We start from the raw sequence: 19,648 nt of genomic DNA, 5'->3' as shown, positions 1-19,648 counted from the left end.
CCGAATGCGGGGCCTCACAGATGAAGAAACTACGCCTGATTGAAAGTTACTTAGCCGCCCTTGTATCGCCAATCAGCACTGGCCAGTGGATTTTGTGTTTGACCCTACGTAAATGGCAACAATCACTGGTTTGTCCCCCGCTTGTTACCCACCTCGAGCATGTTCTTAAATGTGGCTTGTGAAAACTTTCTGGTCTTGCCCGCGAGGTCGCGATTGTCAGACCCTAGGCTTTATATTCAAAATTCGCCTATCAGAGCAATTTCCTACTAAATTCAGCCTAGCGCGGGCTGCGTGAGTGGGTTGTAGAACAATATTGGTTTTCCGCAAGCTTGTTGCCTGCTAACGGCTGCGCCTTTTTACCTGATACATCTGGCTATCGGCACGGCTCAGCAGGGTGTCGGCGTCTTTACCATCGGCAGGATAACAGGCCACACCGATACTGCAGGATGGCATGCGCACTTCGCCGAATTCAGCGCCCAGCGGCTCGTTCATGACTGTGAGTATCTGATCTACCTTTTCCGCAACAGCAGTCGTCGACTTGATGTCGGTTAACAGCACCGTGAATTCATCGCCGCCCATGCGGGCCACCGTATCCGTCTCGCGTACACAGCCTTCCAGCCGTCGTGCCACCGTGCAGAGCACTCGGTCACCTGCGGCATGCCCATGAACATCATTGATGCCTTTAAAGTCGTTAATGTCCAGAAACAGCAGCGCCAGGCTGCTCTGGTGGCGGTGGGCCGCACTTAGGCCCGAGACTAGTCGATCATAGAATAGCGCTCGGTTGGTCAGCTTTGTTAGTGGATCATGATGGGCGAGATAGCGTAGTTCCTCTTCGGCCTGCATAAGCGCTGTGACATTTCGCGCAACACCGATCCGCACGCTCTCGTCCTCGTACCAGCGGGCAGACCACAGGATATGCACGATCCCGCCGTCCTTGCGGATGTAGCGGTTGCGGAAGTCCACGTGGGGCTTACCGTTCATAACACGGTCAATAGAGTCTTGAGTGGCCGCTAAGTCGTCAGGATACATGTAGCGCTTGATCGGGGTGCCGATCAACTCGTGAGGTGAGTAACCAAGTAGTGACTCACAGGCATCACTCACAAAGACGATCTGATTGTCTGCATCGACCACGAAGACGGTATCCAACATCAGATGAATCAGTTTGGGGTAGAGCGCTTGCAGGTCAACGGCCATAGGCTGGATTCATCCGGTTAGCATTTCTCAACTATAGAATAATCGTGAAGGGGGGCGATAGACATTCTCTCGCAAGCCGCTGCATTAATGACTCTTTTGCGGCATTGCTCATTACCGCTGTGGCGACGACAATGAACTGAGCTCACGCCTATTCATGCAACAAGCGGCCATGGAGTAGTCAGTATGAAGACCTTGTCGAACATGGGGTTTGCCATCTTTGGTGCCGCGCTGGTTGCGATTAGTTACGGGCTGGCGCGTTTTGCGTTTGGCCTGTTTGTACCCTCCATCAGCGTCGAGCTGGCGCTCACGCCCTACCTTATCGGTGTCATCGGGGCGCTACCGTTTATTAGTTTCGTGCTCGCTACCCTGGTCGCGCCGCTTGCCGCTGATCGACTCGGTGCGCGTAACCTGGCGGTGCTCTCGGGTGGTTTCGGAGTGGGTGGACTGGGGCTGATCAGTCAGGCATCCGATGCGCTTTCGTTGGGTGTGGGCGTGTTTATCTGCGGTATCTGCACCGGGTTGATGATGCCCGCACTCACCGCCGCGATGCAGGCGCTGGTAAGCCGGGCAATGCATGGGCGTGTTAGCTCCATTATGAATGCCGGTACCAGTGTCGGTATTATCGTGGCGGTGCCGACGGTGGTGTTCCTGTCGGATGCGTGGCGCCTGACCTATACCATTTTTGCTGTGCTAACCGGCATGGGTGTCATCGCGGCCTGGTACTTTATTCCTTCCGTGTCACGAGTGGTGCCAGCCAATGCAGCACCACCGCCGCCCATTACCCGGTTGCAGTGGTCGCGGCTCCTCCGGCTTTCGCTGTTTGCCTTCGCCATGGGCTTTGTTTCAGCTCCGTACTGGCTTTTTGCCCCCGACCTGGCGGTGACCCTTGGCGCGCTGCCCCCTAGTCAAACCGGCTGGCTATGGTTTGCAGTCGGCATCGCGGGGCTCGGGGGGGCCGTAGTGAGTGACCTCGCCGACCGCAATAACCCGCCCATTACCCAGGCATTGATGTTGATGATGCTCTCTTCAAGCCTGGTGCTGTTGGCCGCTAGTCCAAGCCAGTTAGCGTTGGCGATATTTTCCGCGATGGTGTTCGGGCTTGCCTACATGAGCCTAACGGGGCTGTATTTGATGACCGGCATCCGGCTACTGCCGGGGCGGCTGTCGATGGGGCCAGTGCTGCCCTTTATGGCCTGTGCGCTTGGGCAGGCAGTGGGTTCCCCGGTGGTCGGTGTGTTGGTCGATGGATTTGGCTATGCGGATGCCTTTGCGATCTTCTCTGTCATCGGCATCCTGATCGCGATTTTATCGCCCCTCTATCCCGGCCATATCGACTACTGGGCAGAGGATGAGGAGCCGCAGCCACTACCGGCGGAAGACACTGGCCTTCAGGCCGCCTACGACCACCAATTGCTTGATGAAGATGGCGAGCCCATTGAAGCTGCCAGCGAAGAGAAGACCGATACGGCCTAACAGCTGCGCTGGGGGATGACAAAGCGTCGTCAGAGGAAGATGTAGTGATTTCTGCCACTTAATCCTGGAGCCGCCTTGGATAGATTCGAAGAGATGCGTGTGTTTGCGGCGGTGGCACAACTGGAAAGTTTTTCGGTTGCCGCGCGGCAGCTTGAACTGTCGCCTCCTCGGGTGACTCGGGCGGTGGCGGCGCTTGAAGCGCGCTTGGGCGTTGCGTTGTTACAGCGCACTACGCGGCAAGTACACGTGACGGAGGCGGGGCGTCGTTATCTGGAGGATGCTCAGCAGGTGCTTGCGCAGCTTTCCGAGGCCGAGGCCGCCGCGACCGGTAGCTATCTCACCCCACGCGGTCTTTTAAACGTGACCGCGCCGGTGCTGTTTGGTGAGTACTTCGTTACCCCACAAATCGTCGCTTATCTGGATCAATATCCGGAGGTGCAGGTGCGTGCCGAATTGATCGATCGGCCGGTTAACCTGCAGGAGGAGGGCGTCGATGTGGCGGTGCGTATCGGGCATGTGCCAGAGGATTGCCAACACTTGACCGTGCCGGTTGGTGAAGTGCGCCAAGTGGTTTGCGCCAGCCCCGAGTGGTTAGCCCAACACGGTGAACCAACCCACCCCCTTGAGCTGGAGGCGTTGCCCACGGTGGTGGCTGAAGGCGGCAACTTGAGTGGCCACTGGTGGTTCGAGGAGGAGGGCAAGCGCATTGAGGTAACGCCCTCGCCACGGCTGCGCATCAGCGCTATTCACGCGGCGTTAACGGCGGTCGAGGCGGGTGCCGGGCTTACGCGGCTGTTGTCTTACCAGGTGGCTGCCAGTGAAGCTGAAGGTAGAGTACAGCGAGTGTTAACGCGCTTCGAACCAGTGGCCATTCCTATCAATATTTGGGTAACGGCAGGCCGTGGGCGCGCTGCCAGCGTGCGCACCTTCGTTGATTTTCTTGCCGAGCGGCTGCGTGCCGACCCGGCGCTCGCCTACCGCGGCTGACCATGGCGCTCCCCCCTGAATCGCCGCTGCACTTTGAGGCCTTAATGGCGCTATCTGCCGTCGCCAGGCACGGCAGCGTGCAAGCTGCGGCTGAAGCGAGCAGCGTGTCGGCGCCCAAGCTCCACCGCCTGCTGCGCGCTCAGGAGCAGCGCCTGGGTGTCGTTTTGATCACTACCTCGGCCAGGGGGAGTACGTTGACGGCGGCGGGCGAACGTTTGCGCGAACACGCCGACCCGCTGATCCACGCGGTAACCGACGCCGAAACCAGCGCGCGCCAGGAGCACCGCGAGCTTAACGGCACGCTACGTTTGCAGGCGCCCCAGACGTTGATAGAACCCCTTTTGCTGCCGATGTTGCTGCGGTTGCAGGCGCAGCACCCGGCATTGAAGGTCTGCCTGCTGGCTGATGAGCACTCCCATCGAATTGGAACGCAAGCACCGCCGCACCTTCACCTGATGCGCGGGCCGCCGCCTGCCGCCGTTTACGCCAGGCAGCTGGGTGATTTGCGCATTGGCTTGTTTGCCAGCCCCCGCTATCTAAATAAGGCAGGGCGGCCGGATAGCCTGAGTAGCCTGGCCCGCCACGCGCTTATTCACTGCTCACAGGAGGGGCTGGCACCCGTTTGGCCGTTAGCCGCAGGCCAATCCCTGCGCTTTGAACCGAGGCTGACCATTAGCGCATCTAGTGCCGCGCTGCGTGCCGCCATTGAGGGCGCGGGTATCGTGTGCTGCTATCAGCTAGAGGCGCGCCGGGCTTGCCAGCAGGGGGTGCTCGAACCTGTCGCTGAATCACTCTGGCCCGCGGCGCACTCCCTGGCGTTGACCTACGCCCTTGGCATGCGGGCACCTGCCAGCGTTATGGCATTTTTGGAACTCGCGACCCCCTGGCTGCGGAAGCAGTTAGCCGACTGATTATTTCATTCAGCGCAATTTTCTGTTGTTCAAAATCACTATTCTTGCGCTTCTTGTTTTCGCTCAGGATAGGCAACGTCGCTAACGGCTTTGACGTTCGCCAGTGCTTAAACAGCTAATTCAGGGAGCCAACCCATGTCCAACGCTATCAAGGTTTATCGCCACGCTCTTTCCGGCCACTGCCATCGCATCGAGCTGATGCTTTCGCTACTTGGCTTGCCCGCCACTTTTATTGATGTCGACCTTGCCGCGGGCGAGCACAAGGCATCGCCTTTTCTTGATATGAACGCCTTCGCACAGGTGCCGGTGCTCGATGATCAGGGGGTAATCCTGGCGGATTCCAATGCCATTCTGGTCTATCTGGAGCGCCGCTATGGTTCTGGGCAGGGCGCTGGCCGCTGGCTGCCGGACGATCCGCTGATTCAAGCCCAGGTGCAGCGCTGGCTTTCCGTGGCGGCAGGGCCTTTGGCGAACTCCGCTATGAAGGCTCGTTTGGTGACGGTCTTTAATGCTCCGTTCGAACCTGAACCGCTGATTGCCGATGCCCACGCGTTGTTTGAAATTATCGATGCTCACTTGGCTGATCAGCCCTTCCTGGCGGGAGAGCAGGCCACGCTGGCGGAGGTTTCGCTCTACAGCTATATCGCTCACGCCCCCGAAGGCAATGTGTCGCTGGAACCCTACCCGCATATCCGTGCCTGGCTGCAGCGTATCGAAGCGCTGGAAGGCTTTGTGCCGATGGCGGTTACCCAAGTAGGCCTGGTGAACTGAGCTAACTGACACAACGCCTTAACACGGAGCGGGCGATCTGCCCGCCAGGAGTCGAGAGTGGAAAACGCCGTCACTACCAGCCCGTGGCACGCGGGCGAGCTTGCCCTGCAGCGCGTGGTCGGGGTGGAGCAACAGATGGCGCAGATTGGCAGTAAGGTGATGCGGCCCTTTCTAACGCCCCAGCTGCAGCACTTTTTTCCTCAACTGCCGTTTGTGGCTGCAGCCGCGGTGGACAGTGACGGCTGGCCGTGGATCACGCTGCTGGAGGGGGCGCCGGGATTTGTTCAGGCTTCTGACGAAACACGGCTCGATCTCGCCGTAACCCCGCCTACAGATGACCCCCTGACACCGCTGCTTACCAGCGGTGCTAGCCTGGGGATGCTGGGTATCGAGCTACCCACGCGCCGGCGTAATCGGGTCAATGGCGTGTTGCGGGGCTCAGCAGGCCAATGGCAGCTAGAAGTCGTTCACGCCTTCGGTAATTGCCCCCAGTACATTCATGACTGGTCGGCAATGAGGTCGGTGCAGCCCCAGCCGGGCCCCGTGCTAACCCTGCGCGACGCGACCCTCGATCAGTTGCCAGAGCCGTTGCTGGCGCATATTGATCGGGCGTTAACGGCGTTTGTGGGGAGTTATGCGCGTACCGACCAGGGCGTGCAGGTGGACGCCTCCCATCGCGGCGGGCAAGCGGGGTTTATTCGCCGCCAGGGGGCTGATCTGATCCTGCCTGACTTTGCAGGCAATCAGTTCTTCAACACGCTGGGTAACGTGCTGGCCAGCGGTCGCGCTGCATTGGTAATACCTGATTTTGTCAGCGGCGATGTGCTGCACCTCTCCGGTGAAGCGCGACTGGTGGACGAGGAGAGCGCTGGGGCGCGTTATCCCGGCGCTGAACGCTACTGGTGTTTAACGCCGCGGCATAGCGTGTGGCGACCGGGGGCCTTGCGCTGGCGTAGTCATGCAGGTGCAGTAGCCGTTGAGGCTGAACCTCATGGGCCCTGGCAGGCGCTTGCGCCTTCCACTCTACAGCGTGTTCAGGTGGCCGCTGTGGTGCAGGAGACGCCCGAGATTCGCTCTTTCTATTTGCAGAGTTGTCAGCAGGGCATAGCGCTGGCTCCTTTTGAAGCTGGGCAGTTCATCACGCTGCGTGTGCCGCGTCTTGATGGCACGCCGCTGGTGCGCAGCTATACGCTATCCGGCAGTCGCCGCGAAAAGAGCTACCGCATCAGTATCAAGGCAGACGGCGAAGGCTCGCGTTACTTGTACCAGGCGCTAAAAGTGGGCTCGGAGCTAGCCGTCAGCCAACCAACGGGTTCGTTTACAGCGGCGGCCAGCGGGGTGGAGCGCGCCCACTGGGTGCTACTGGGCGGCGGCATTGGTATTACGCCGTTAGTCAGCCTGGCCCATGAGTTAACCGCTGCAGGCCGTGGCCCGGTGACGTTGGTTCAGAGCGTACGCGCTGTGGCTGAGGCGCCTTTCGGTGAGGAACTGCTCGACCTTGAGCAGCGTGGGCTGCGTTTGCGGCGCCATGTGACGGGGTCGGCCACTACTCGAAAAGAGTGGAAGGCTGGTCGGGTGTCGCTGGCACGTGTTCTTAGTGAACAGTTCTTTAGCGAACAGGTCTTCAGCGAGCAGGCGCTTGCCGAGGTGCAGCTCTATCTTTGTGGCCCCGCCGCCTTTGTTCAGCGCTACCATCAGGAGGCGTTAGAGCTCGGGTTATCATCCGCGCAGATACACACGGAAGCGTTTGGCCCTTCAGCGCTGGCACAAGCGTTTACAGTGCCCGCCGCAGAACAGGCGGTAGAAGTTAGCTTTGCCAATTCAAGCGTCGTCACCCACTGGCAGCCGGGCGAAAGCCTGTTAGAAACCGCCGAGAAAGCCGGGCTTCAGCCTGCCTATGGGTGCAGAAGCGGCAGCTGTGGCGAGTGCGCCTGCCTGTTAGTGCAGGGGGAAGTGACCTATCCGAATGGCATATCAGTGCCAGAGGGTAAAATCCTGCTATGCAGCGCCCGGCCAGCGGCTAATGCGGGGAGGTTAGAGATCGAGTTTGCCTAGGTGATGTCAGCAACCATCGGCGGTGGCTAGATTTTGGGTACCATCCGCCTGAGCAGTAGCGGAAGCAGCAGCATTAATAGCGTGATACGGAGTAGATGGTGAGCGGTAACGAAGGCGGGGTCGATACCTAAGCTCAATGCAACCAGGCTTAGCTCTGGGGCACCGCCGGGCATGTAGGCGAGCAGCGCCGCGGCGGCGGAATAACCGGTGAGCAGGTGGCCTGCCCAGGCGGCGATAACAGCGAGAAACAGTAGTACCAGGGCCTGAATGACCGCCATCAGCAGCGCAACGCCCACCGCACCAAGCTTGGCGCCAGCAAAGCGCACGCCCACGGAGATACCGATGATTACCTGTGCGAACGCAATGATTACAGGGGGCACCGCGGCGTGGGTGAGGCCAGAGAAGTGCAGTACCCCTGAGACCAACGCTGGGCCAAACAGTAGCGGGCTGGGCAGCCGAAGGGCCTTGCCCAGCCATATACCGCTGATACCGGCCGCCAACAGCCAGCCAATATCTATCGGTGTGGGCATCCATAACCACTGCGACAACGCGGGCGTGGCGCCGCCAATATCGACATGGCCAATAAACTGCAGCGCAGGCGGTATGGCCACCAGCAACACCAAAATGCGCACGGCGTGGGTAATACCGATAATCCGCAGGTCGGCCCCCGAGGAGAGCGCCATCCCCGTCACCGTGGAGACGCCGCCGGGCACGCCGGAGTAAAGCGCGGTCTCCCAGGAGTGCCCCGCCACGCGGCAGGAGAACCATACCGAGAAAGTCATCATCACCGCCGTGGCGATCAGCATGACGGCAAGACTGATACCCCACAGGCTGGCTTCGCCGGTCATCTCCGGTGTGAACGCTGAGCCGAGCATGACCCCAATGACTACCAGTACGCCCTGGCGCCCCTTGCCCGGCGACTTCATCGGCACACCCGCCAGTGAGGCCGCTGTGGTCGCGAACATGGCTCCAAGCAACCAGGGGAGCGGTAGTTGTAGCCAGTAAGCCAGCCCGCCGCCGACAAGCCCGAGCGCCAACGTCGGCAGGAAGCGGCCCAGCGAGCCAATCCGTGCTGCCAGCATCATTTTCAACCTCCTACGACGTTAAAAAGCCCCGGCAGCTGAGATCATCTACCGAGGCGGTCGTCTTGCTTATCGAGCAATCGGCTTTTGTTTTCGTCAATCAGCGTCTGGCCGCGACGAGTAGTTTCGGCACCAGCCAAGGCAGCACAAGCAGTAAGGCAGCGGCTATCCACAGCCCCAGTGAGATACCCGACTGCCATAGGATGCCGGTATCGCCCCCGCTAATGGAGAGCGCACGGCGAAGGTTCTGCTCCATCAAACCACCCAGCACGTAGCCGAGAATCACCGGCGCCAGGGAGAAGCCCAGTTTGCGTAACAGATAACCAAACACGCCGATGACCAGCATTAGGTAGATAGCAAATAGATCAGAGTGCAACTGATAGACACCGACGAACGCCAGGATCGCAATGGCGGGCACCAGTACCCAGCGCGGGATGGTCAGCACGCGGGCAAATACGCCAGCCAGCGGCAGGTTCAGCAACAGCAACACTACGTTACCGATGTACAGCGAGGCGATCAGGCCACCGGCTACTTCCGGGCGTTCGGTGAACATCATCGGCCCAGGGGTAATGTTGTAAAGCATCAGCGCGCCCAGCAATACGGCTGTAGTGCCGGAGCCGGGAATGCCAAGCGTCAGCATGGGCACAAAGGAGCCTACTGCGGCCGCGTTATTGGCAGATTCTGGTGCTGCCAACCCGCGCATGTCTCCGGTGCCAAAGGTGTTGTCCTTGTCGGAGAGACGCTTCTCGGTAGTGTAGGAGACAGCGCTTGCAACAGAAGCACCGGTGCCAGGTAGAACGCCAATAATAAAGCCGATCAGTCCTGAGCGGCCTATAGCGCCCTTACACGCCAACACCTCTTTGAGGCTCACGAATACACGGCCAAGCGGTGGCAGCTTGCCGTTGTCGTTCGTGTTTTGAGAATGCTCAAGCATCAGTAGAATTTCGCTGATGGCGAAAAGCCCGATGATCATCACCACAAAGTCAATGCCGTCGTAGAGTTCGGGCATACCGAAGGTATAGCGCAACACGCCGGTGCCGGAGTCAATGCCAACGGTGCCGATCAGTACACCAAGCACCGCGCCAATGGCGGTCTTGATGGGATCCTTGCCCATCATCACCGACATGGAGGAGAAGGCGAAGATCATGAGCGCAAAAAATTCTGCCGGGCCGAACATTACCGCGATGTCTGCCAGCAGTGGTGCAAACAGCGTCAAACCAATAATGGCAATGGTAGCGCCAAGGAATGAACTGACCGCTGAAAGGCCTAAAGCGGGGCCGGCGAGCCCTTTCTGTGCCAGCGGGTAGCCATCCAGGGTGGTCATTACCGCACCGGCGTCACCGGGCACATTGAGCAGGATGCTCGACATGCGCCCGCCGTACTCAGCGCCGGTATAGACGGCGGCCAGTAGGATCAGCGATGACTCCGCAGGCAAGCCCAGCGTGTAGGCTAATGGCATCAGAATCGCGATGCCATTGATCGGGCCGATACCCGGCAAGGCCCCAAACAGGGTGCCCAGCAGGGCGCCTAGTAAGGCCAGACCCAGGTTGAGAGGGGTTAGAGCAACCCCGAAGCCGTCTATCAGGAAATCGAACATCTTAGCGATCCTTTAGATGAAGCTAGCGAACCAGTAGCCAGAAGGCAGACTGATGCCCAGGACGGCGGTGAACAGGAAATAGCCGACAACCGACATGATGACGCCGGTGACCAGTGCCTTACCCCAGGTCGCATCAAACAGTCGCGCCAGGGCTGTTACCACCAGTAGTGATGAGACGATAAACCCCAGCTGTGTGAACAAAATGGCATAGGCCAACAGCAAAGCCAGCACCAATAACAACTTCAGCGCCAGTGCTTTGTGCGGCCATTGACCGTTGGCGCCAGGCCTGAAAATCAGCACCAGCGATAGCACCGTCAGCAGGATCGATAGCCCCAGCGGGAAGGCCTTAGGGCCCACGGGTTCGTAGCTGAAAGGTATTTCCAGTTGAATGGCCTGGACAGCGATAAACGCCGCCAGACCGATCAGGGCAATGCCCAGTACTTGGTCGGCGGCGATTCTCATTGTGTTAGACCTACTTCTTCGGCCAGTTCTTTAAACTCGGCAACCTGTTCCTTGACGTAGCTGTCAAAGTCGTCGCCGAAGCGTGACATTGGGAATAGACCGCGTGCCTCACGCAGCTCTGCAAAGACGGGGTCTTCTGCCAGCGTCTGCATGCGCTCAACCCAGGCTTGATAGGCTTCATCGCTGACTTCCGGGCCCATGTAATAGCCCCGCCAGATGGGCCACTCCACGTCGTAGCCCTGCTCGGCCGCGGTGGGAATGTCGGCGTAGGGGCCACTCATCCGCTCTTCGGAAAGTGCCGCCAGGACGCGAATTTTGCCGCTCTCAAGCTGAGACTTAAGCTCTGCCAGGTCGCCAGTGAATACCTGGATGTGATTGCCTAGTAACGCGGCGAGGGCCTCGCCGCCACCTTCGAAGGCAACGTAACGAAGATCTCTCGGTGACATATCCCCGGACTTGGCGATCAACGCAGCCTTCATCCAGTCCTGACTGCCGACCGTCCCGCCAGCGCCAAAGGCGATCTCGTTGGGGTTCTCTTTCAGGGCGGTCATCAGCTCTTCGAGGTTTTCCCACGGTGCATCGGCACTGACGACGATAGCGCCATAGTCGACGCCCAGTGCGCCGAGCCAGCGGACTTCATCGGCGTCGTACTGACCGAATTTACCCAGCGCCAAATTCACAGCAGCACCGGTGCTGGCCGCCACAATGAGGCCAGGATCATCGGAGCGCACACCGTTGACATGGTTATAGGCCACCGCGCCAATGCCACCAGGCATGTAGCTGACCATCATTGGCCTGCTGACCAGGCCGGTATCTTGGAGGCCATTGGCTGCCAATCGACACGTCAAGTCATAGCCACCACCGGGTTTTGCTGGTGCGATGCACTCGGTAGACTCGGGAATCGTCTGGGCATGGGCCTGGCCGATAAGCAACGCGCTGCCAATTAAGGCAAGGCCGGAGGCGTGGCGAAGAGTTGAGTTGATCTTCATGGCGAACTCCTGTTCTCTTGTTGTATTCGGGAGCGGGATGGCCCGACCCCGGTCATACTGAGATGACAAGCGCAATGTTAGGCAGGCAACCTTTCATCAACCTGTCATTTTCCTTATTACGTCCTGAGACTTTAGTCATATGCGCCTAATCATCGTTGAAGACGATCCGATGATCGCCCGCTCGCTGGACAATGCGCTTGCTCGCCTGAGTAATACCGTTGATGTTTTCTCCCTCGCCAGCGAGGCGCGAACGGCGCTACGCAATGACACTTTCGATCTGATACTGCTTGACCTGGGGCTGCCTGACGGTAATGGCCTCGACTTGCTTGGTGAGCTGCGTGAGCGCGGTGACCGAACCCCCGTGTTGATCCTGACGGCTAGGGACGGCATTGAAGACCGGGTACGCGGTCTCGATCTAGGTGCAGACGACTACCTTGCCAAACCGTTCTCGGTTGCGGAACTAGAGGCTCGGGTACGTGCCTTGCTGCGGCGCAGTCAGCAGCGTAGCGATAACCGCCTGAAGTTTGGCCCTTTATGCCTTGATCCTACTGCCGGAGCCGCGACACTCGATGACGTCATACTTGAACTACCCCGCCGAGAGCTGCGCTTGCTTGAAGGGCTGCTTTTACACGCAGGCAATATCGCCCCGCGCGAGATGCTGGAAAGGCGAGTGTTTAGCTTCGGGGACGTTGGCTCCAACGCCCTGGAAGTGTACGTGAGCCGATTACGTAAGCGACTTCAAGGAAGCTGCCTGCGCATCCGCACATTTCGTGGCTTAGGCTATCGCCTTGAGGAAGCGCCAAGGTGATTCACGTTCAAGGCACGCTAAAAGCGCGCCTGGCTGTCTGGCTGCTCGTCATGGTCTCGGGGCTCGGTACACTACTGCTGATGGAGGCTTATTATTCAACCCAGCGCGCGGCAGAGCGCGCTTACGACAGTCAGCTTGAAGCCGCTGCACTGACGACCGCCGAGTCGGTGCAATGGGAAGGCAGCGACCCTGTCGTCAGGATTCCTCCCGCCGCCCTACAAATTCTGGCGACCTCTCATCAGGAGCGGGTCTTCTACGCTGTGCTCGATTCCAATGGACGACGCATCTCGGCCAACCTGGATATCCCCATTCCCAAAGCAGGGCGTGGCAAGGCGGCCATCGAGCCAACCTGGCTTGATCTTACCCAGGAGGGCACCCGCTGGCGGTTGCACGGTAGAGAATACGACTCGGCAGGGTGGGACATTCAAGATCCGGTGCAAATCTGGGTGGGCCACACGGTCAGTGGCCGCCAGGCACTGGCCAAAGAGCTATTTGATCGCGCGGTCATTCGTTTTATTGCCATGGTGCTGCTGGCAGGCATGCTGATGCTGCTGGCGATGCGAGTGGCATTGAAACCGATGCGTAAGCTGCGCCATCAATTGCGCCAACGCACGGCCGATGACACTCGGCCACTTAATGGCAAGGTTCCGGAAGAATTACGTGAAATGGTCGAAGCGCTTGATACCCTGTTTACCCGCCAGCGCGAGAGTCGCGACAACCTGCTGCGCTTCACGGCAGACGCCAGTCATCAGCTCAAGACACCGCTAGCGGGCTTGCAGAGTACCAGCGAGCTGGCCCTGCAAAGCCGCGACCCTAGCGAGTGGTATCGAGCCTTGTCGGACGTGCACGACGGTGCGCAGCGCACCAGTCGTCTTGCCAGCCAACTATTGAGTCTCGCGCGCCTTCGCCATATCGAAGAGGCTGACGAACTCATGCCACTCGACCTGAAAACGACGCTGCATGAAACCGTGCTTGAGTGGGCACAACGCGAGCTGGCGATGAACCATGACCTGGGGCTGGACGAGCTGCCTGCCGAGCCTGTCATAATACGGGGACAAGCATGGGCGCTTCGCGAGCTACTGGGTAATTTGATCGATAACGCACTGCGTTACACCCCCTCCGGTAGCGTTATTACCCTGGGGCTAAAATCCATCGACAGCCATGTCATGCTTTATATCGAGGATAACGGTTCTGGGGTCGACCCCGAGATACGCAGCCGGTTGTTTCAACCCTTCGAGCGTGGCGGGCGTCAGGATACGCAGGGTTCAGGCCTTGGCTTGGCCATTGTTGACTCCATTGCTCGACGACATGCGGCCGAGTTGCAAGCCAAAGAGAGACAGCCTCATGGGCTTCGGATTGAGTTGCACTTTCAGACCATAAGAGAGGAAACATGATGCACCGCTTATGGCTGATGTCAGCCCTGTTCGTTGTCTGTTTTTTATCTTCTCAGCGCTTGCAAGCGATGCCGCTGGTGGTAGAAGCTGCCTTGGATCGGCAAGTGGTAGCGCCTCTATTGGCGGCTTTCGAGCAGGCCCATCCCGATATCGAGCTTATCTACCGTGACAGCACAACACTGGAGGTCAACGCCTTGATCGAGACGGCGGATCCTCCGCCCGATGTGGTGATCAGCTCCGCCATGCCTTGGCAGATGAACTGGGTGAATCAAGGCTATGCCCAACCACTGGATTCTGCACAGGCCAGTGAGTGGCCTGACTGGGCAAAATGGCGAAATGAACTGTTTGGCTTCACCTTCGAGCCCATCGTCATGGCTTACCGGCTTGATTTAGCGCGCCACATCCTGCCACCGCAAACACATGCGGATCTTCACACACTGCTAAGCGAACAGCGTGAGACGTTACAAGGCAAGGTAACCACCTACTCTCCTTCAGAAAGCGGGATTGGCTATACTCTGTTCCAGCAGGATGCTCGCTATACAGACAGGTTTTGGGATCTGGTGACGGTACTGGGGGATGTCGACGCCCAACTCGAATCCAATACTCGCTCGATGCTTGAAGGGCTTACCGAGGGGCGTTATTGGCTGGGTTATAACCTGTTGGGTTCCTATGCGATGGTGTGGGCACAAGAGCATCCCGAAGTGATCGTTCAGGTGCCCCAGGACTATGCCTTGGTGATGATGCGAACGGGGTTTATCCACCGTGATGCGCCGCACCCGCGGGCTGCGAAAGCCTTTATGAACTTTCTGCTCAGCCGCGATGGTCAGCGTGTGTTGGCAGCCCAAACCCCGCTTTTCAGCGTGCGTCCCGATGTTGTCGGGCCCTACACTGCTCAACGCTTACGCGATCAAGTCGGTGATCGCCTCTATCCCATTACACTTAACGCGTCGGTGCTGGCCTTTGTTGATGCGCTACGACGCGATGCGTTTATGGCGCGGTGGCAACGTGAGTTCAATCGCTATCAAAGCGATACTCCCGAATAAGTGCAATATCGCAAGAGGGGGCAGGATCACTACCTTCGTATCTGGGAATAAGAAGTGTACTTCTATAACAGCAGGCGCCTGTTTTCTCTATTTGTTCTGCCAAGGCCAACGACCAGACAGCTCAACTTCTAATGTAAAGCTAAGGAAGGTACGTATTAGTACGACAATGGCTAATATACCCACCGTTTTAAAGGTTAATTCTACAGCGACAGTATGAATAATGTCGGCGGCCACAAGGAACTCCAAACCGAGCAAAATACCTTTACCAAGACGCTGGCGAACCTGATGAAATACGGGTTCATTGTTATTTTGCTTCCAGCGCAAAATTGGCTCGACCAGGAGTGCAAAAAATGCGAACCCAACAATTATGGAGATACCCACTATCTCCATAATGGCCACTCCCCATTCTGCAAATGGCTTTACAATTTCCAACAGGCTGCCTCCCGTAATGTTGTATGGCTATCAATGCTGATGAACATGCTGGCCCTCAGGTTGGCCAGCCCTGTTTAGTTTTCCGTATGCGGAACAAAAAATTGCCTATCGGTGCTTGGGATATATAGACCCGCTGATATATAGCCTCTGCATGGATTCCAACGTATATACCTGACCCGCTTGTTATTAGTGTAGCCAACAAAAAAGTGGAGGAAACCAGATTCACACCAGGGGGGAAATTTTTAACTTAGCTTTAAAAAATTATCTTTAAAATATGGGTTTAAAGACACAGCTTTAAAGTAGAAGCTCTTTATCTATCGCTTTAAACTCGCTTGCCTTATTGATAAGTGACGCTGGGGTAAGCTGGCGGACGTGGTGTGGTATACAATGGGGTTCCACCATATTCCTAGAATGGAAGATTGGCCGGTAATGCCAACGATGTGGAAAGGCACCATTCTTTCGCCCTTCAACTTCTTCGATCACAATCCGGCGATTACCGTACGCTCCCCGGAATAGCGTGTTAAACCCAGCTCTTAAACCAGCGACAAGGCGTCCGCCTTTTCGCTGGTTCATTCATTACTGCGCTGACACAGCGAGCGAGTTATCGAGCAATCAGCTCGGCGATGCGCTGGGCATACGTTTTTACTTCCGTAATAGCGGTCTCTTCATCTAGGTCTTCAAGGGCCACCACGCCCACACACGCTTCGATGGTGGGGCGAAACGACGTGGATGAGATAGCGCTTGCCACGCCAACTGCACCGCGTTGCAGTTGCCCATGGGTCAGGCTATAGCCGTCGAGCCGTGCCTGCTTTATCGCCTCACTATCCTCTGGGTGAGGAGGCCGTTCGGCAAGTATAGCGATACCGGCAGCGCCCAACGTCAACGGATGGCGGCTACCCACTCGGTAGCCAATTTGCAGAGGCATCTCTCCCGACTCTGCGACCATTAACACAACGCACTCCTCCCCTTGCGCGACCGAGATGAAAGCGGTAGCGCGAGTGGCTTTAGCGAGCGCCTGTAAGAGTGGCTGGGCAATAGCGCGTAGATGAGGCTCAAAGCGGGAGGCAAGCAGTGCCGTGCCGGCACCCAGGCGAATGGAGCCTTCGGGGGTGCGCGTAATCAGCCCATGGCTGGCCAGGGTGGCTACGATACGGTAGGCAATGGCGCGATGAATATCGAGGCGTTCAGCCAGATCGGCAATGGTAATGCCATCACTGTGTTCGGAGACAATTTCCAGTGCCTTGAGCCCGCGATCAAGCGTTTGCAACGTATTGGTAGCCATAAAGCGAGACACCTCGGTACTGGGGGCGGTAAGTGGGTTCAGTCGTTAGCCAATCGATACATACTAACTCAGCTAGGTTGAAGAGTTGACTCGCTGACAGAAACTGCCTACCTTCAATTGTGCATTAAAAGAAACTAAGTGTTCGATAAAAGTAAAAAACGAACCGCTTAATTTTACGGGAGCCCTTCATGGCATCAGTGTCTCACCGTTCCGGTAGCACATCGGGCGAGTGCCTTTTTCAACCATTACGGGCATCCGTGGCACTATCGCCTACTGGTTGTCCAGTCTCACCTGAAGCGGCCGATTTTGACCCCTTCGATACGCCTTATCAGCTTGACCCCGCTGAGGCGCTGCGCTGGTTCCGCGAGCAGGAGCCAGTGTTTTACAGCCCTAAACTCGGCTACTGGGTCGTGAGTCGCTATGAAGACGTTAAAGCGGTCTTCCGTGACAACATCACCTTCTCGCCCTCTATCGCGTTGGAGAAACTAACCCCCGCGCCGCCCGAGGCGATGAAAATTCTTGAGAGCTACGGGTTCGCAATGCGCCGTACCATGGTCAATGAGGATGAACCGGATCACATGGAGCGCCGCCGTCTGCTGATGGATGCCTTCCTGCCCGAAAACCTTGAGAAGCACGAGGCGTGGGTGCGTGAGTTGGTGCGTGACTATATGGATTGCTTCATCGATAAGGGGCGTGCGGATCTGGTGGGCGAGATGTTTCGGGAAATCCCCATGACTGTCGCACTGCGCTTCCTGGGTGTGCCCAATGAGGATGCCAAGGAGCTTCGCAAATTCTCGGTCGCTCACACGCTGAATACCTGGGGCCGCCCCTCCCCGGAGCAGCAGTTGCAGATTGCCGTGGATGTGGGCCAGTTTTGGAAAACCGCCCAGGCTATTCTCGACCGCATGCGTGCTGAGCCCAGCGGCGAAGGGTGGATGTATGACTCGATCCGCATGCACAACAAGCACCCTGACATTGTGCCAGAGAGCTACCTGCGTTCGATGATGATGGCCATCTTGGTGGCTGCCCATGAGACCACCGCATTCGCCACCACCAATGCCTTTCTTACCTTGCTATCGAATCGCGAGTCATGGAATGACATCTGTGAGAACCCCGCTTTGATTCCCAGCGCTATCGAGGAGTGTCTGCGCGTCGCCGGCTCGGTCGTGGCCTGGCGCCGTATCGCTACCGACGACACCGTGGTAGGGGGAAAGAGGATTCCGAAGGGCGGAAAGGTGTTGATCGTGCAGGCGTCGGCCAACCGCGATCCGAGACATTTTGAGAATCCCGACGAGCTCGATATTTACCGCCATAACGCAGCGGAGCACTTCACTTTCGGCTACGGTGCGCACCAGTGCATGGGTAAGAACATCGCTCGCATGGAGATGCGTATTATCCTTGATGAGTTTGTCCGTCGGCTACCCCATATCCATCTGGTCGAAGATCAATCGCTCGAATATCTGCCCAACACCTCTTTCCGCGGGCCTACATCGCTATGGGTGGAGTGGGAGCCCGCGCAGAATCCTGAACGATGCAACCACGCAGTACTGGAGAGCCCTACGCTTTTCCATATTGGCGCGCCTATCAAGGAAGATATCTTGCGTCGGGTGGTGGTCGCCGAGGTGGAGCATGAAGCCGAGGCGGTGATGCGTATTGATCTGGTGGATCCCCATGAGCGTGAGCTGCCCGACTGGACCCCAGGTTCGCATATCGAGCTGGTTTCGGCAGAGTGGCGCCGCTACTACTCACTGTGCGGGACGCGCGATGATCGTAAACGTCTCTCCATCGCCATCCTGCGAGAGCCTGAGGGGCGTGGCGGATCGCTGCACTTCCACGACACGGTCAAGCCCGGGGATGTACTGCATATCGCTGGCCCCAAAAATCATTTCCATCTGGACGAGACGGCAAAGCGCTATACCCTGATAGCCGGTGGTATTGGCATTACGCCGATTCTTGCCATGGCAGATCGACTCAAGGCACTTGGTAAGCCCTATGTGCTCCATTACTGCGGCGCCGGACGTCGAACCATGGCCTTTTTGAACCGAGTCGAACGTGACCATAGCGCAGCGCTAGCCGTTCATGCTGGCGACGAGGGCTGTCGCCTCGATCTACTGAGCACGCTTAGCGGCCTAGTCGAGGGTGAGCAAGTCTACGCCTGCGGCCCAGAGCGTTTGCTGGAGGCGCTAGAGTCCCAGGCGGTGAGCTTGCCCGAGGGTACCTTGCACGTTGAGCATTTCACAGCTCGCTCCAACATCCTCGATCCAGAGAACGAACATGCCTTCGAAGTAGTGCTTGCGGACTCCGACCTGACGCTTCAGGTCGGTAACGACCAGACCCTGCTTGAGGCGTTAACAGCGGCAGGGGTGGATGTGCCTAGTGACTGCTGCGAAGGCCTGTGTGGAACCTGCGAAGTAGCGGTGACCGAGGGGTCTATCGATCACCGCGATTTGGTGCTCAGTCATGCCGAGCGCGACGCCAATGACCGTATGATGGCCTGCTGCTCGCGGGCAGCGGGCAAGCGCCTGATTCTGGCGCTCTAAGCAGTAACAACCTTAAAAGAACCTCTGCTTTACACTGGCACTGCCTGATACATGAACCATCAAGAAGGATAATCACAATGAACAAAATGGCGACACTGACCACCTTCTCGGCCCTGATGCTTTTGGGCTCTCTGCAAGGCGCGGCAGCGGCTGATACCGTGCTTCAGGTGAGTACCTGGGCGGGCCCTAATCATGGCGTTAATACGATCGTCTGGCCCACATGGGGGAAATGGGTTGAAGAGGCGACCGACGGACGCGTCAGCGTCAATGTTACCCATGACTTAGGGCCACCTAACGCACAGATGGAGTTGGTGGCGGATGGCGTCGCTGATGTCACCTGGCTCTTCCATGGTTTGATGCCAGGGCGCTTTGAGCTAACCAAACTGCCGGAATTCCCCACCTTTGAAGACTTTTCATCGGAAAACGCTTCCGTGGCTTACTGGCGTACTCATCAAGAATACCTAAGCGACGCCGGTGAGCATCGTGGCGTAGAGGTACTAGCCCGAATTTCTCACGGGGCATAAAAGGAAGCGGCTGAAAGTGTTAACGTTTCAGGGCCTTACACCAAAAACCAACACCAACAACCGCTTCCAAAATGGTACCTGAAAAACTGTCCTTCTCGCCACTC

The 19,648-nt window shown here is 57.8% G+C and carries 17 protein-coding genes and 1 pseudogene; 11 read left to right on the top strand and 7 right to left on the bottom strand.

Annotated elements, in window-relative coordinates; genetic code table 11:
- Positions 1-339 precede the first annotated feature (339 nt).
- Entirely contained in the window at positions 340-1,194 is an 855-nt protein-coding gene (locus QT231_RS20505) for a sensor domain-containing diguanylate cyclase (RefSeq protein ID WP_308338662.1), read from the bottom strand.
- A gap of 183 nt (positions 1,195-1,377) precedes the next feature.
- On the opposite strand from QT231_RS20505, the gene QT231_RS20500 reads away from it, so the two are divergent.
- From QT231_RS20500 to QT231_RS20480, 5 genes are all read left to right on the top strand, one after another.
- Positions 1,378-2,667, top strand: coding sequence for an MFS transporter (locus QT231_RS20500; protein ID WP_308338661.1), 1,290 nt, complete (start codon positions 1,378-1,380; stop codon positions 2,665-2,667).
- Positions 2,668-2,742: 75 nt separating this feature from the next.
- On the top strand, positions 2,743-3,654 hold the full coding sequence (locus QT231_RS20495) for a LysR substrate-binding domain-containing protein (RefSeq protein ID WP_308338660.1): 912 nt from the start codon (positions 2,743-2,745) through the stop codon (positions 3,652-3,654).
- A 2-nt stretch (positions 3,655-3,656) separates the two neighbouring features.
- Complete coding sequence (locus QT231_RS20490) at positions 3,657-4,565, top strand: LysR family transcriptional regulator (RefSeq protein WP_308338659.1); 909 nt, start codon at positions 3,657-3,659, stop codon at positions 4,563-4,565.
- A gap of 135 nt (positions 4,566-4,700) precedes the next feature.
- Entirely contained in the window at positions 4,701-5,336 is a 636-nt protein-coding gene (locus tag QT231_RS20485) for a glutathione S-transferase (RefSeq protein WP_308338658.1), read from the top strand.
- A gap of 57 nt (positions 5,337-5,393) precedes the next feature.
- Positions 5,394-7,391, top strand: coding sequence for a pyridoxamine 5'-phosphate oxidase family protein (locus tag QT231_RS20480; protein WP_308338657.1), 1,998 nt, complete (start codon positions 5,394-5,396; stop codon positions 7,389-7,391).
- A 26-nt stretch (positions 7,392-7,417) separates the two neighbouring features.
- Here QT231_RS20480 and QT231_RS20475 read toward each other — a convergent pair whose 3' ends face one another.
- The 4 genes from QT231_RS20475 to QT231_RS20460 all read right to left on the bottom strand — a co-directional run bounded on the left by QT231_RS20475 (position 7,418) and on the right by QT231_RS20460 (position 11,521).
- Positions 7,418-8,476: an AbrB family transcriptional regulator gene (locus tag QT231_RS20475; protein ID WP_308338656.1), complete on the bottom strand. Its 1,059-nt coding sequence runs from the start codon at positions 8,474-8,476 to the stop codon at positions 7,418-7,420.
- A 97-nt stretch (positions 8,477-8,573) separates the two neighbouring features.
- The gene (locus QT231_RS20470; protein ID WP_308338655.1) at positions 8,574-10,070 is read right to left on the bottom strand and encodes a tripartite tricarboxylate transporter permease; all 1,497 of its coding nucleotides are present in this window, start codon (positions 10,068-10,070) and stop codon (positions 8,574-8,576) included.
- Between the two features lie 12 nt (positions 10,071-10,082).
- Positions 10,083-10,532: a tripartite tricarboxylate transporter TctB family protein gene (locus QT231_RS20465; RefSeq protein WP_308338654.1), complete on the bottom strand. Its 450-nt coding sequence runs from the start codon at positions 10,530-10,532 to the stop codon at positions 10,083-10,085.
- The gene (locus tag QT231_RS20460; RefSeq protein WP_308338653.1) at positions 10,529-11,521 is read right to left on the bottom strand and encodes a tripartite tricarboxylate transporter substrate binding protein; all 993 of its coding nucleotides are present in this window, start codon (positions 11,519-11,521) and stop codon (positions 10,529-10,531) included. The genes QT231_RS20465 and QT231_RS20460 overlap by 4 nt, the downstream gene beginning before the upstream one ends.
- A 139-nt stretch (positions 11,522-11,660) precedes the next feature.
- Between QT231_RS20460 and QT231_RS20455 the strand changes: the two genes are divergently transcribed.
- Genes QT231_RS20455 through QT231_RS20445 form a run of 3 tightly spaced genes read left to right on the top strand, consistent with a single transcriptional unit; the run spans position 11,661 to position 14,766 of the window.
- A complete protein-coding gene (locus QT231_RS20455; RefSeq protein ID WP_308338652.1) occupies positions 11,661-12,329 on the top strand; it encodes a response regulator in 669 nt (222 codons plus the stop codon).
- The gene (locus tag QT231_RS20450) at positions 12,326-13,723 is read left to right on the top strand and encodes a sensor histidine kinase N-terminal domain-containing protein (protein WP_308338651.1); all 1,398 of its coding nucleotides are present in this window, start codon (positions 12,326-12,328) and stop codon (positions 13,721-13,723) included. The genes QT231_RS20455 and QT231_RS20450 overlap by 4 nt, the downstream gene beginning before the upstream one ends.
- Positions 13,720-14,766, top strand: a complete 1,047-nt coding sequence (locus tag QT231_RS20445; RefSeq protein ID WP_308338650.1) for an ABC transporter substrate-binding protein — start codon at positions 13,720-13,722, stop codon at positions 14,764-14,766. The genes QT231_RS20450 and QT231_RS20445 overlap by 4 nt, the downstream gene beginning before the upstream one ends.
- Before the next feature lie 87 nt (positions 14,767-14,853).
- On the opposite strand, the gene QT231_RS20440 is transcribed toward QT231_RS20445, so the two are convergent.
- Positions 14,854-15,198, bottom strand: coding sequence for a DUF1622 domain-containing protein (locus QT231_RS20440; RefSeq protein ID WP_308338649.1), 345 nt, complete (start codon positions 15,196-15,198; stop codon positions 14,854-14,856).
- Between the two features lie 372 nt (positions 15,199-15,570).
- On the opposite strand from QT231_RS20440, the gene QT231_RS20435 reads away from it, so the two are divergent.
- Complete coding sequence (locus tag QT231_RS20435; RefSeq protein WP_308338648.1) at positions 15,571-15,714, top strand: hypothetical protein; 144 nt, start codon at positions 15,571-15,573, stop codon at positions 15,712-15,714.
- An 85-nt stretch (positions 15,715-15,799) separates the two neighbouring features.
- Here the strand turns inward: QT231_RS20435 and QT231_RS20430 are convergent, their stop codons facing one another.
- Positions 15,800-16,480 carry a helix-turn-helix domain-containing protein gene (locus QT231_RS20430; protein WP_308338647.1) on the bottom strand — a complete coding sequence of 227 codons (681 nt, stop codon included), beginning with the start codon at positions 16,478-16,480 and terminating at the stop codon, positions 15,800-15,802.
- 188 nt (positions 16,481-16,668) lie between these two features.
- On the opposite strand from QT231_RS20430, the gene QT231_RS20425 reads away from it, so the two are divergent.
- Positions 16,669-19,020 carry a cytochrome P450/oxidoreductase gene (locus QT231_RS20425; RefSeq protein ID WP_308338646.1) on the top strand — a complete coding sequence of 784 codons (2,352 nt, stop codon included), beginning with the start codon at positions 16,669-16,671 and terminating at the stop codon, positions 19,018-19,020.
- Between the two features lie 77 nt (positions 19,021-19,097).
- Positions 19,098-19,538: pseudogene (locus QT231_RS20420) on the top strand (C4-dicarboxylate ABC transporter substrate-binding protein); the annotation flags it as partial.
- Positions 19,539-19,648 lie beyond the last annotated feature (110 nt).

The sequence above is a fragment of the Halomonas sp. SpR1 genome, assembly GCF_031010175.1.
Classification (GTDB): domain Bacteria; phylum Pseudomonadota; class Gammaproteobacteria; order Pseudomonadales; family Halomonadaceae; genus Vreelandella.
This window is presented reverse-complemented; position numbering and strand designations above follow the sequence as displayed.

What these genes read in the sequence shown, in the direction of transcription:
- QT231_RS20455 (WP_308338652.1), top strand. Translation starts at nt 11,661, where the DNA reads ATGCGCCTAATCATCGTTGAAGACGATCCGATGATCGCCCGCTCGCTG.
- QT231_RS20445 (WP_308338650.1), top strand. Translation starts at nt 13,720, where the DNA reads ATGATGCACCGCTTATGGCTGATGTCAGCCCTGTTCGTTGTCTGTTTT.
- QT231_RS20470 (WP_308338655.1), bottom strand. Translation starts at nt 10,070, where the DNA reads ATGTTCGATTTCCTGATAGACGGCTTCGGGGTTGCTCTAACCCCTCTC.
- QT231_RS20500 (WP_308338661.1), top strand. Translation starts at nt 1,378, where the DNA reads ATGAAGACCTTGTCGAACATGGGGTTTGCCATCTTTGGTGCCGCGCTG.
- QT231_RS20505 (WP_308338662.1), bottom strand. Translation starts at nt 1,194, where the DNA reads ATGGCCGTTGACCTGCAAGCGCTCTACCCCAAACTGATTCATCTGATG.
- QT231_RS20490 (WP_308338659.1), top strand. Translation starts at nt 3,657, where the DNA reads ATGGCGCTCCCCCCTGAATCGCCGCTGCACTTTGAGGCCTTAATGGCG.
- QT231_RS20430 (WP_308338647.1), bottom strand. Translation starts at nt 16,480, where the DNA reads ATGGCTACCAATACGTTGCAAACGCTTGATCGCGGGCTCAAGGCACTG.
- QT231_RS20465 (WP_308338654.1), bottom strand. Translation starts at nt 10,532, where the DNA reads ATGAGAATCGCCGCCGACCAAGTACTGGGCATTGCCCTGATCGGTCTG.
- QT231_RS20425 (WP_308338646.1), top strand. Translation starts at nt 16,669, where the DNA reads ATGGCATCAGTGTCTCACCGTTCCGGTAGCACATCGGGCGAGTGCCTT.
- QT231_RS20485 (WP_308338658.1), top strand. Translation starts at nt 4,701, where the DNA reads ATGTCCAACGCTATCAAGGTTTATCGCCACGCTCTTTCCGGCCACTGC.
- QT231_RS20460 (WP_308338653.1), bottom strand. Translation starts at nt 11,521, where the DNA reads ATGAAGATCAACTCAACTCTTCGCCACGCCTCCGGCCTTGCCTTAATT.
- QT231_RS20475 (WP_308338656.1), bottom strand. Translation starts at nt 8,476, where the DNA reads ATGATGCTGGCAGCACGGATTGGCTCGCTGGGCCGCTTCCTGCCGACG.